The following is an 11,872-nucleotide window of genomic DNA, read 5'->3' on the forward strand; positions in this document are numbered from 1 at the left end:
GAGGAAGGCTCGCGGATTCAATACATTCAAGGGCTATACCTCCATGATTTACCTCATTGCGGGTAAATTGGAGCTTGCTGTGCCGCGCCCGTTTTAGCAGTCATCAACAAGAATTGGAGTTGAGCCATAAGTAAAGATGCGCTGGCTGATGGGAATGTTGGGAAAAAGATATAAGTAGGCAAAAATGCCGCAAAAGCCCAAAACCATGGAGGCGCGTTCATAGGTCATCTCCGGCATCAAGGACTCCACCGAATGGGTAAAGAGAATCAGCACCGCATAGATGATCACCCAGGTCAACACGGCCTGCCACCGCTTGCGGGGCGTTTTGTAAAGCGTGTGCGCCATCCAGATGGTAGTCGGTCCAAAGATCAGGTCGGCAAGGGATGCCGCTGCGCTGCTCAGCTCAAACATATGCGTCCTCCTCCGGAAGTTTCGCCACCGTGTTGGAGACAAAATAGTTGTAGTAAGCGTCGGTCAGCTCCCGCCGGCTGCGCACCCGAATGGGAATGCAGCTGCCGTCACAGAGAACGAAATCTTCCTCGACCCGCTTGATGTGGTCCATATTGACCAAAAACGACTGGTGGCAGCGCAGGAAGCGGGGATCGTCCAGAGCCGCTTGAAGCGCGTTCAGCCGTTCTCCGCAGCGGAGCTGCTGCCCATCCAGCAGATGGAGAATGGTAACATTGTTGCTGCTTTCCAGATACAGCAGCTCGTCATATTCGCAGTACTGCCGCCGCCCCGCGCATTTGACCGCCAGCCGTGGCCGCGCCGGGGGAGAGAGCAGTTTTTCCAGGAGCCTTCCAAGCTTTTCCGGATTTGGCGGCTTGAGGAGATAGCCCGCCGCCTCTACATCATAGCTTTCCAAGGCAAAGTCCGGGCTGGTGGTGAGAAAAACCAACGGCGTTTTCACGCCCAGCGCCCGCAGCTCCCTGGCGGTTTCCATGCCGTTCATCCCGGTCATGTAGATATCCAGAAGCAGCAAATCAAAGGCGCCGCGGCCTGCCTCCACATCCATTGCCAGCGCCTCGCCGCTTGCGTATTCCGTGATATGCAAATCACCGAACCGCCGATAGCCGGGAAGGTCGCACAGCGTATCGCGCAGCGCTGCGCGGTCGTGGCTGCTATCGTCACAAATTCCTATTTGGAGCAATGGCTCACATCCTTCCGCGGGCATGTTCCATCGAACTTTGTCATATTTGGTTTAATTATACAGTTTGAATCAATTTCCGTCAATGCCGATGGCGGGCTTTCACCGATAATGTACCACGCCGCCCCCAGCCGTTTGCCCAAGGCTAGCATTCCAAAGCAATCCTGCTCCCACTATGCCAATGCAACTATCATCGATGAAGTTACCCGATCATGTTTTCTTTCATAGCGCTCTCCCTCTCTTCGTTTTTGTGCTCCTGCTTGTTCCTTTTATTTGCTTTACTTCTCAAGGAAACAATTGTATGGAACCAGCTGATTTCCACGAATGAAAATGCCCCTTTTGACAGCATCAAAAAGGGCACAGAATCTTGTCATTCAGTTTGATTTCCCCTCAAAGGGGGTTCAAATCTGGTAGGTTTCTAAAAACCCGCCAAAAATGTCCATAAAAAGCGCCGCAAAAAATCGGCGCAAAAAAGCCGCCGCACCTTGATATCACTGGCTTTCAGTCAGAAATATCTAAAGTGTTGCGACTTTCTGGAAAGGGGGTACAATTTAGATATTTTCCGAAGCCGTCATGACTGGGGCGGATTTTGAAGTAAAATGTTGTTTTTCTTGCAAACGGCTGCAACGATTTCCTGTAATGCCGCCACATCCACTGTTTTGGGGTTCAGGGTGACATATAAGGCACAGGGACCGTATTGGGCCAAATCAAATTTTAAATCACACTTTTTTGCAGCCGCTGACTCCGAGGCGGCTTGGGCATCTACATGTGTAGGAAAATCCGGCAAAACGTAAAACTCAAAAAAGCAGTAATCTCCCGCATCGGAATTTTCCGCCCAAAAGATGTTCTGGTCAAATCCTTCCGTCAAAATTTCCAGTGTTCGCTCGTCTTTTGTATATGTGGATAGGGTGGGCTTTGTGTGCCGCAAAAATTCGCGGTATCGCACAGTAAATGGTGCTGGGTGCTGCCTGGTTTTTTCGGAATACTCTCTCTTAGACATTATTTTTGTCAAAACCTGACGGGTGCCACAAAGCTGTTCCATAATTTCAAGGCATGGTTCAACCAACCTAAAATCATTCTCATCCCAGTTGGAAGAAAACTCACATTTGATATATCCAGTCAACGGAGCGCCCATCGGCGCAGAGTGAATAAAGCTCACGCTTCCTTCCGGCGGCCAACCCTCCGGCGGCTCGGATGCCGCTGGAAGCCGGGGCGGGAAAAAAATCGCTTTGAAAACCGTCCATAATGTATCCATAATCAGTCCTCCGCGCAAGTGATATCCACAATGTATTTTCCCAATGCGTCGCCGCCAAAGGCTCCGCCGATACCCTCTATAAGACTCAAAACCGGAATCGCCACCGGCGCCACCGTGACCGTATCCTACACACATCATACAGCCCCCGCACCTGCTTTGCAAGCTGGTTTCACCGCTGCTTCTTTACTCATTATAATAAAAAAGAACGCAGGTTGCCTTTCGACAACCTGCGTTCTTTTTGTTGGAAAGCCCAAACACTTTAGATATTTCCAACATTATATTAACTCTTTGCCATGGCTTTTACAAATTCGGTGTATTTGTTCTAATACAACCGATTCCAATACCGATTCAGGGTTGAACCGAATGTTTAATTCTACATGAAAATTCTCATAGGAAATAGCGAAGTCAGGCAATGGGTGCACGACAGAAAACAGAATATCTTTATAGGAACGCTTGCGGTCGATGGCCGGTGGTATATAAAATCCGTAAAGCTTATGTTGAAAGGCTGTTGCACAATGCGGAATCTGAAAGAATCGCTGCATGAGCGTTCGATTAAGCCCTTGCGTTTTTGTGAGAATTTCGCAGTCTCTGTCAAAAAATGATTCCGGGTGATTTTCCGACGCGTATTGCGCGGCCAGATTGGGGAGATTGTTCCTTGCTGACTTTTTGCATGGCCAGAGGGAATGAGACGTGGCAGTTTGAATTGAAGGAGTCTTTAGCCACGTGAAAACAGTGCAGTCTTTTAAAAGGCTTTCTGCCACGTCCAAAACAAAAGGAACCAGTTCTTGATAATCTTCCACAGAATGCGTTGCGTACCCAATGGAAATTGTGCAATTATCACTGCTATTTCGTGAAAGAATGTTTTTATCGCACTCCCATACAGCTTGTTCAGCCGTAATATACTGGTCAATTTTAGACTTTCGTTTTTCGAACATTACTGAACCACTTCCGTTATATCAATTACTTTTTGTGCAAACCAGTCACCACCATACGAGCCTGCAATGCCTAAAATTAGTCCACCAGCGAAGCCGCCAATTGCTGTCCCGGGACCGGGAAATATTGCGGAACCGATGATTGCGCCGTACTTAGCACCCAAGTTGCCACCGAGAATAGAGCCCGCCCAGCGTCCTTCCATTTTTGCAACAGCATGATCGGTTGTCGAGCCCAATTTTCTATCTGCATCATGCAGGTCAGCTTCAATGGTTGGTACTAATTCCATAATGTCAGAAACAATTCCAGTAATTAAAAAGGCCTTGCCTGCTATTTTTACTATTTGTGCTGAATGTTCCATATTGCTAAGCACATGATATACCTGATCGGATAATGGGTAGTGATTATATTTAGCCTTAAGTTTTCCTTCAATTTTGCTTGCGGGATTTGGAAAGTTGACATTTACGTGGTTGTAATCAATTGCACGGCGATTACCACGGTAATAGCCATTTTTCCAACCGCCGGATTTTGTGGAATGCGGGGGATCGACTCTAAAATATTGAAAACCGCTTTGATCACGCAACACATTGTTCCATTGACCTTTACTGCTACCCACTAAAATTCCAGTGAACTCAGTCTGCAGAGGATCGACCCAATTCAGCGATGGGATGGAACCCTCAAGGAAATGATTGAAAAAGTTTGAAATATTGTGTGCGGTTTTCTTCCCGTAGACCCCGTCCTCGGTGAGATGCTCCCCGATCCCCAACTCATTGAGCTTTTGCTGTAGCTGCCGAATTTTTGCCGGGTCGCCGCCCACGAACCAGGAAAGCTTCTCGATCTTGCTGCCTGCTGAGCCGGTGCTGATTTCGCAGTGCTCCAGCTCGCTGACAGCAGATTTCAGTTCTTTTGTAGTGTCGTCGGTCACATAGTTGTTCTCCCGCTCGTTGCGCTCCAAATCCCGCTCCAGCTGGCTGGCAATGGCATCCAGCGCATCTTTCAGCAAGCCTTCATAATCAGGGCTTCCCCAGCGGGCGCTGTGCATGGTCGGGATATCCTGCCGAAACACAACCCGCTCCATATGGGTCAGGTACTCGCTGCTGCCGATGGGATAGCCGCACTTTCCCCGGGTATCCGCCGTGCCGCTGCTGCTTTGATAGGTCTCCAGAACCCCCTGCAAAAAATCCTTGCCCCGGCCTTGGGAGACATCCTCCAGAAACGCCCGTTTTTTCTCGCTGCTCCCCGCGGCAAAGGAAATGCTCCAGTCCGCGGCGTTTTGAATCAGCTCCACGCATTCGCTGGCAAAAACTCCGCATTGTTTTTGATCTTGCGGATGGCGTTTTGAACAGCCCGCTCGTCGCCAAAGGGGTTGCTGAAAAGGCCGGACAGGGACAGCAGCGCAACGCACTCGCCGGAATGGCCGCAGGAGGCGCCAGCCAGCCTGCACACATCATACAGCCCCCGCACCTGCTTTGCAAGCTGATTTCTCTGGCCTGAGTCGATGGAGCGGAGCTGCTTACTGTGTTCCTGCAAGTCGTCATAGATTTCCTCGACCGCATCCCCTGCACGACCGCCAACCTCCCGTAGGGTTTCGTGGTAATTCGCCTCCGATTCCCGCCGCATCACTCCGCCAAAGAAGGTGGAGCGGTTTACCCGGCTCCAATAGTCGCTGCCGCCTAAAATTGCTCCGTTTTCGCCTGTTGCTTCCTTACTCATTCGTGCGCCTCCTAAAAATGTTCTTGATAAAAGGCGCACCGATCAGGAATTCTTGCATGGAATCGTGCAACAGTTTTAAAAATTCACTATTTACTAAAAAAGAACGCAGGTTGTCTTTCGACAACCTGCGTTCTTTTTGTTGGAGGTGACACCCAGATTTGAACTGGGGAATCAGGGTTTTGCAGACCCTTGCCTTACCACTTGGCTATGTCACCATCAATTACTTCTATTATATGCAGCTTTTTCAAAAAAGTCCACACTTATTTTAGATTGGAATACCCACACAAAACTGTGTGGGTATTCCAGCTGGAGCGGGCGACGAGGCTCGAACTCGCTACCTCCACCTTGGCAAGGTGGCGCTCTACCAGATGAGCTACGCCCGCAAGTGGTGCCCAGAGCCGGAATCGAACCAGCGACACGAGGATTTTCAGTCCTCTGCTCTACCGACTGAGCTATCTGGGCAAGTCTTTTCCCCGATCAAACGGTGCAATGGGGAAGCTTTGTTGCAAAGGAGTCCCACGAGATGGAAGTTCCATCTCGTGGGAGATGGCGACCCGGAACGGGCTCGAACCGTCGACCTCTAGCGTGACAGGCTAGCGTTCTAACCAACTGAACTACCGGGCCATATATAACCTGTGGTGGGAACAACTGGACTCGAACCAGTGACCCCCTGCTTGTAAGGCAGGTGCTCTAACCAGCTGAGCTATGCTCCCAGGTTGCCGTTTTCGCCAGACGGCAAGGGTTATTATACGAAAAAGTTCCCGTTCTGTCAACCCCAATTTCAATTTTTTTTGCTTTTTTTCTTCATTTCCTCCAAAAGGCCTTCCAGGTCCGTTTTGGTAAACATCTGAATGTTATCGCAAAAGCGGCAAGTCAGCTCTGCCTGCCCCTGTTCGTCCAAAATTTGTTCCAATTCCGTGGGCCCCAAGCTGATCAGTGCCCGCTCCATCCGGTCGCGGCTGCAATCACAGCGATAAGCAATGGGGCGCTTTTCCAGGATTTCAAAATCAAAATCGGACAGGGCCGTGCGAAGCATGGCCTCCGGGTCGTCCTGCTTTTTCAAAAGCTCCGTCACAGTTCCGGCAGCCAGCAAGCTGCCCTCCACCTTCCCGATCACGTCCTCACCGGCGCCGGGCAGCAGCTGGATGAGATACCCGCCGGCTGCCAGAACACTTTGGTCCCGGTCCACCAGAACTCCCAGTGCGCAAGCGGTTGGAATCTGCTCGGACTCCGCAAAATAAGCCGCCAGATCCTCGGCGATTTCGCCGCCCAGCAGCCCCACGCTGCCAACATACGGCTCCTTCATGTGCAGGTCCCGGATGACGGTCAGCGTGCCGCTGCCGCCCACCGCGGCGCCCACGTCCAATTTCCCGTCCGGCCGCAGCGGAAGGTCCACCGCGGGGTTATCCACCGTTCCGCGGACATTGCCCTCATTGTCAGAAACCGCCAGAATCGCTCCCAGCGGACCGCCGCCCTTGATTTGCAGTGTCACGCTGCTGCCGTCGCCCTTCAGGGCGTTTCCCATCATGGAAACCGCCGCCAGCGTCCGTCCAAGGGCCGCAGTGGCCACGGGCAGCGTTTTGTGAATCTGCCGCGCCCGCTCGGTCAAACCCCGGGTAGAGACCGCCGTTGCCTTTACAAAGCCATCTCTCGTGATGGCGCGTATCAATTGATCGCTCATGGTCCTATGCTCCTTTATCCGCAGCCGGTCGAATCGCCGCAACGATCCACCGGTCCTCCTGTTCTTTCGGGGGGCGCTGTGTGAGATCGCCGGTGATTGTCACCTTCTCAAAGCCCGCCTCTTCCAAAAATGTCTGCAATTCCTCCGCCTGCCACGCCCGCTCCCGGTGCTCTTCAAAGCGCCTGTCCCAGGCGCCGTCCGCCCGGGCGTGAAACAAATCCACCTGATAGGTGCAGACCTGGGTCTTTTCCGAGAAAAACGTTCGCCACACGCAAAGGCTTTCTTCCGTCTCGTCCATATACACTTCTCCGTCCATCCGCCGCAGCTTGTGGGGCGTATTGACGTCGAAAAAAAAGCAGCCGCCCGGCTTGAGACAGCGGTACACCCTGCCAAACGTCTCCCGCAGGTCCTTCTCCCGGGTGAGGTAGTTCAAGGAGTCCAGCGTCGATATGGCAGCGTCCACCGGCTCCAGCAGCCGCAGACGGGGCATGGTCTGGTGCAGAAACAACGGCGGCTGCCCCGGAAGGGCCGCCGCTTTGGTCATGGCCTGCGTCAGCATCTCCTCGGACCCGTCTGTGGCGGTCACCTGATAGCCCCGCTCTGCCAAGAGACACGCGATGGTCCCGGTACCGCAGGCCAGGTCCAAAACCGTGTGGACGGGATGCCTGTTTTTCCGGAACAAGCGCTCTAAAAAATCCGCCCGGCGCCGATGCGCCGCATCGGCCATCAAGGCGTCGTAGCTGCCCGCCAGCGCATCATAGCTGCTCATTTTTCCTGTTCCCTGGTGCGTTCAAAAATTTTCGCATACGCGCCGGTTCCATAGCTTAAGGACCGGTTGACCCGGCTGATGGTGGCGCTGGAGGCGCCGGTGCGCTCCAAAATCTCATTATAGATCATGCCGCCGTCCAACAGGGACGCCACTTCAAAGCGCTGCTCCATGGACCGCAGCTCCGACACCGTGCACAGGTCCTGAAAAAAATCATAGCACTCCTGCTCGTCCTTCAGCTGCAAAATGGCTTTGTACAGCTGCTCGTTTTTCTCTTTCTTGCCGATCTTGACCATATCGTATACCCTTTCTGGAATTTCTTCAGCAAAATTAGCGGCGTTTTGACCGCCAGTTTGATTTTAGCATTGTACCGCGTGAAAGTAAAGGGCTTACAGGGCAAAATTTTTCACACTTTAAAGTATGCTGTTCCTCCGCACACGTTTTCCTGCCCCCGCATACGTTAACACAAAGGGTATTTTCACGGAGAGGAGCACACGTCTATGAAGAGGAGCCTGCTAACCCTGCACACGGAGCCATACACGGCGGAGCGGGAATGGGCCGTGGAGGGGATTCCCGTGTTGACCGCCGCAATCTCCCTTCCGCAGCCGGTACCGGCGCAGGACGGCGTTTCCCGGCGCATCCGGCGATATTACCGGCTTCAATGCCGGTCTTTTCTCCATTACTGCGAAAACTTTTTGTTTCCGTGGGCGGCGGCGGAATACCGGGCCGCGCTCTCCGCCAGCGCGCCGCTGCCCCATTTTCATGCGGAGCTTACGTATCGCGTGACCTATAACGAGTCCGGGCTCTGGAGTCTCTACACGCAGTCCCGGGAGCGTACCGTGCCCGGACAGACTCTGCTGAATCGCTGGGGGGACACCTGGGACCTCTCCTGTGGGTATCCCGTCTCGCTCCCCAGCTTTTTTCCGCCCCGCACGTTCTGGAAAAAGCGGCTCCTTGCCCTGGCCGCATCGGAGATCGAGCGGCAGGAGCGCGCGGGGACGGCCCGCTATCTGCCCGACTGGAAACGGCGGCTGCGCCGGAGCTTCAGCGCCCGCAACTATTATCTCACCGACGAAGGTCTATCCTTTTTCTTCCCCATGTACGCCCTCGCTCCGGCAGTGGAGGGCATCCCTGCTTTTGTCCTGCCCTACGGCAGGGACGGCCTTGGCCGCCTTGCCGATCCCCCGGCGTAAAAAAGGTCCGCCTTCCTTTAGGAAGGCGGACCTTTCGGGTATGCAGCGCTTACTTTTTGAGCTTCTCGCCGCGAACCGCCTTGACCACGACTCCGGTCAGGGCAAAGAGGGCGATGGCGTTGGGAATGACCATCAGTTGGTTGAACATATCGGACAGCTCCCACACCAGATCGTTGGAGGCCATCGTTCCAAGGAAAATGAACACCAGCGCGACCACGGTATAAACCTTGGTGGACTTCTCACCGAAGAGGTAGGACATGTTGATCTTTCCGAAGAGGTTCCAGCTGAGGATGGTGGAAAACGCGAAGAAGAACAGGCAAATCGCCACGAAGGCGGCGCCCAGTCCCTGCCCGAACACCGTGCCGAAGGCCGTCTGCGCCAGATTGGCCTTTCCGATGGTCTCGGTCACCGCGCCGGTATAGCCGTCCGCCAGGATTCCGCCGGACGTATAGAGCGTGGAGATGATGACGAGAGCGTTGAGCGTCAGCACCACAAAGGTGTCGATGAACACGCCGATCATGGCCACAACGCCCTGATCGTGAGGTGTGGGCACATTGGCAAGGGCGTGGGCATGGGGCGTGGAGCCCATGCCTGCCTCGTTGGAAAAGAGGCCCCGCTTGGCGCCCTGACTGACGGCAATTTTCAGCGCCGCGCCCAGACCGCCGCCGATGATGGCGTTGGGGGTGAAGGCATACCGGAAGATCATGCCGAAGGTCGCCGGAAGGTACTGAATGCGGGCAATGAGCACCACGAGGCCGCCCAAAATGAACAGCGCCGCCATGACGGGCACGATTTTTTCAGTCACGGAAGCCAGACGCTGCACGCCGCCTAGGAAGATGACGCCGCAGATCACAACCAGCACCACACCCACGACCTTAGAAGGGATTCCGAAGGCGGTCTGGAAGGTGGAGCCGATGGAGTTGGACTGCACCATGCAGCCGAAAAAGCCAAGGGCCAGAATGATTGCCACGGCGAAGAACCCGGCAAGGAACTTGCCGAAGGCTCCCTTGAACGCTGTGGTGATGTAGTAAACGGGGCCGCCGTGGATGCTGCCGTCCGGATTTTTGACCCGCGTCACCTGCGCCAGCGTTGCCTCGGCGTAAATGGTGGCCATGCCGAAAAAGGCGATGACCCACATCCAGAAGATCGCGCCGGGGCCGCCGGTCAGAATCGCGCCGCTGGCGCCGACGATGTTGCCGGTGCCGACCTGCGCGGCGATGGCCGTGGCCAGCGCCTGAAAAGAGCTCATTCCGCTCTCGTGCTTACGACCGTTGAGCGTCAGGTTGCCAAACACCTTTTTCATGCCCTCGCCAAAGCAGCGAACCTGCACGAAGCGGGTTTTGACGGAGTACCACACGCCCACGGCGATCAGCAGGAATACGAGAATATAGTCCGAGAGATACGCGTTGATGGTTTTTACGACTGATAGTAACATGATTTCCCCTCCAAAAAAAATAAACGGACCAGCTGCATACGCAGCCGCTCCGAAAAAGAAAGTACAGACATACACGGACATTCCTGTCCGTGTTTCCCTACTCTGTCCTTTTACCTGAGAGATTCAGCGGCATTGCCGCCTTGCACCTTCGGTACTCAATTACGAGCTTCTCCAGAGCCACATCCATTCTTAGTCCTCACCCGGTCTCCGAGTGCCTGAGAGTTTTACTCCTTCGGCAGGCTTTCGCCATTCCCCTAAGAACTTCATTTGCCGTTATCAAATTGTAGTACCACCTTACCATGCCATACAGCAATTGTCAATTGCGTTTTTCGACAATCTGTCCGCCATAGAACGACGATTATTTTTGCCATACAAACAAAAAGAGGGCTTTCGCCCCCTTTTTTTGCTGATTTTTACTTGCCGACCATCATTTCCAAAATTTCCTCATCGGTGCCGCGCATCCCCTGCCGGGCAAGACGCCCCACATTGCCGATGGTGTTTTCCACGCCTTTGCGGATGATTCCCTCGCCGTCCACAAACTGATGGCTGCCGTCGCAGTACATGTGATACCCCATCAGCCCCGCGTCCACGGCAGAGGCGATCTTCGCGGCGCAGGAGGGCTTTGCCCCGTCGCAAATCATGCCGGAGCAGATGGCCAGCGTATTTGCGATGGTGTGGGCGATGACGTCATAGCGGCCGCCTTCCAGATACGCGATGCCGGCGGCGGCGCCGCAGCCCGCGCTGACCGCACCGCAAAATGCGGACAGGCGGCCGATGCCGGTTTTTTGATGAATGGTCACCAGGTTTGAAACCGCCAGCGCCCGGTAGAGCAAATCGTCGCAAGCGCCCATGTCTCTTGCAAACTCAATGACCGGGAGCGACGCCGTCATCCCCTGATTTCCGCTGCCGGAGACAATGACCACCGGCAGTCCGCAGCCGCTCATGCGGGCGTCGGACCCCGCCGCCGCAGCGGCTCTTGCCCGGACGGACACGTCGTTTCCGTATAAAGAGCGCAGTGTCCTGCCGATCTCGGCCCCCCAGCCGCCCTTGAGGCCCTCGGTGGAAATGGCGCTGTTGCACGCGACCTGCCGCCCCAGCACCTCCGAAACGTCCGATGCATCCAGGCAATCCGCAAACTGAATGATCTCCTCCACGCTCAAAAGGGCGCGGTCCGTCTGCGCCGCCGTCTCCCCGGCGTCGCCGCCCCGGAACAGCACCTCCCCGTCCCGCTGCACGCGGACGATGTTGGTGTGATAATCCACGATCTCGCAGCAGGCGGCGTGCCCGTCCGCCGTCACGGTGACGCAGATATAAAAGACCCGGTCCCCCTTGAAGGGGCGCACCTCGATGGCGCAGGTATCCAGCAGCGTCCGCATGTCGGATATCTCCGCCTCGCTCACGCGGGAGAGGACCTCCAGCTCCAGCTCCGGCCGGCCCGCCGCCATACCGGCGGCCGCTGCGGCCTCGATACCCTTGAGTCCGCCGGTGTTGGGCACGGTGACCGCCTTCACATTTTTGATGATATTTCCGCTGACCTCCACAAGGCACGTCTGCGGGCGGGCGCCCAGCGCCTTTCTTGCCTTGGCGGCCGCCAGCGCAATGGCAATGGGTTCCGTGCAGCCCATCGCCGGAATCAGCTCTTCCTTTAAAATCTGTACGTAGCTTTCATAGTGAGGGGTCTTTTCCATGAGGGGGTCCTCCTTGTCGAATCCGGTCTCTTTTCTTTTGCATCATAACACGCCGCCCCGGCGG

General features: G+C 54.8%; 12 protein-coding genes, 5 tRNA genes and 1 riboswitch. Of the genes, 1 reads left to right on the forward strand and 16 read right to left on the reverse strand.

Annotation, left to right across the window (positions count from 1 at the left end):
• Window positions 1–93: 93 nt before the first annotated feature.
• The 14 genes from PHI30_RS03170 to PHI30_RS03235 all read right to left on the reverse strand — a co-directional run bounded on the left by PHI30_RS03170 (window position 94) and on the right by PHI30_RS03235 (window position 7,788).
• A complete protein-coding gene (locus tag PHI30_RS03170; protein WP_300023795.1) occupies window positions 94–411 on the reverse strand; it encodes a hypothetical protein in 318 nt (105 codons plus the stop codon).
• Entirely contained in the window at window positions 404–1,150 is a 747-nt protein-coding gene (locus tag PHI30_RS03175; RefSeq protein ID WP_300023798.1) for a LytTR family DNA-binding domain-containing protein, read from the reverse strand. The genes PHI30_RS03170 and PHI30_RS03175 overlap by 8 nt, the downstream gene beginning before the upstream one ends.
• Before the next feature lie 568 nt (window positions 1,151–1,718).
• On the reverse strand, window positions 1,719–2,402 hold the full coding sequence (locus PHI30_RS03180) for a hypothetical protein (RefSeq protein WP_300023801.1): 684 nt from the start codon (window positions 2,400–2,402) through the stop codon (window positions 1,719–1,721).
• A gap of 275 nt (window positions 2,403–2,677) precedes the next feature.
• Window positions 2,678–3,337: a hypothetical protein gene (locus PHI30_RS03185; protein WP_300023803.1), complete on the reverse strand. Its 660-nt coding sequence runs from the start codon at window positions 3,335–3,337 to the stop codon at window positions 2,678–2,680.
• Window positions 3,337–4,620 (reverse strand): hypothetical protein, encoded by a 1,284-nt coding sequence (locus tag PHI30_RS03190; RefSeq protein WP_300023806.1) that lies wholly within the window; start codon window positions 4,618–4,620, stop codon window positions 3,337–3,339. Before PHI30_RS03190 ends, PHI30_RS03185 begins: the two co-directional genes overlap by 1 nt.
• Complete coding sequence (locus tag PHI30_RS03195; protein ID WP_300023809.1) at window positions 4,611–5,045, reverse strand: hypothetical protein; 435 nt, start codon at window positions 5,043–5,045, stop codon at window positions 4,611–4,613. Before PHI30_RS03195 ends, PHI30_RS03190 begins: the two co-directional genes overlap by 10 nt.
• A gap of 140 nt (window positions 5,046–5,185) precedes the next feature.
• Window positions 5,186–5,260: transfer RNA gene (locus PHI30_RS03200), tRNA-Cys, on the reverse strand.
• Window positions 5,261–5,352: 92 nt separating this feature from the next.
• A tRNA-Gly gene (locus tag PHI30_RS03205) sits at window positions 5,353–5,428 on the reverse strand.
• Window positions 5,429–5,431: 3 nt separating this feature from the next.
• A tRNA-Phe gene (locus PHI30_RS03210) sits at window positions 5,432–5,507 on the reverse strand.
• An 85-nt stretch (window positions 5,508–5,592) separates the two neighbouring features.
• Window positions 5,593–5,669: transfer RNA gene (locus PHI30_RS03215), tRNA-Asp, on the reverse strand.
• A gap of 12 nt (window positions 5,670–5,681) precedes the next feature.
• A tRNA-Val gene (locus PHI30_RS03220) sits at window positions 5,682–5,758 on the reverse strand.
• Between the two features lie 68 nt (window positions 5,759–5,826).
• Entirely contained in the window at window positions 5,827–6,726 is a 900-nt protein-coding gene (gene hslO, locus PHI30_RS03225) for an Hsp33 family molecular chaperone HslO (protein WP_300023811.1), read from the reverse strand.
• Between the two features lie 4 nt (window positions 6,727–6,730).
• The gene (locus PHI30_RS03230) at window positions 6,731–7,495 is read right to left on the reverse strand and encodes a class I SAM-dependent methyltransferase (protein ID WP_300023814.1); all 765 of its coding nucleotides are present in this window, start codon (window positions 7,493–7,495) and stop codon (window positions 6,731–6,733) included.
• Window positions 7,492–7,788 carry a YerC/YecD family TrpR-related protein gene (locus PHI30_RS03235; RefSeq protein WP_300023816.1) on the reverse strand — a complete coding sequence of 99 codons (297 nt, stop codon included), beginning with the start codon at window positions 7,786–7,788 and terminating at the stop codon, window positions 7,492–7,494. Before PHI30_RS03235 ends, PHI30_RS03230 begins: the two co-directional genes overlap by 4 nt.
• Before the next feature lie 204 nt (window positions 7,789–7,992).
• Between PHI30_RS03235 and PHI30_RS03240 the strand changes: the two genes are divergently transcribed.
• Complete coding sequence (locus PHI30_RS03240) at window positions 7,993–8,685, forward strand: RsiV family protein (protein WP_300023819.1); 693 nt, start codon at window positions 7,993–7,995, stop codon at window positions 8,683–8,685.
• A gap of 49 nt (window positions 8,686–8,734) precedes the next feature.
• Here PHI30_RS03240 and PHI30_RS03245 read toward each other — a convergent pair whose 3' ends face one another.
• Window positions 8,735–10,120, reverse strand: a complete 1,386-nt coding sequence (locus PHI30_RS03245) for a sodium:alanine symporter family protein (RefSeq protein WP_300023822.1) — start codon at window positions 10,118–10,120, stop codon at window positions 8,735–8,737.
• A 92-nt stretch (window positions 10,121–10,212) separates the two neighbouring features.
• Window positions 10,213–10,305: riboswitch (glycine riboswitch) on the reverse strand.
• A 228-nt stretch (window positions 10,306–10,533) separates the two neighbouring features.
• A complete protein-coding gene (locus PHI30_RS03250) occupies window positions 10,534–11,808 on the reverse strand; it encodes a serine dehydratase subunit alpha family protein (protein WP_300023825.1) in 1,275 nt (424 codons plus the stop codon).
• Window positions 11,809–11,872: the final 64 nt, after the last annotated feature.

It is taken from the genome of Oscillibacter sp., assembly GCF_028693505.1.
GTDB lineage: Bacteria > Bacillota > Clostridia > Oscillospirales > Oscillospiraceae > Oscillibacter.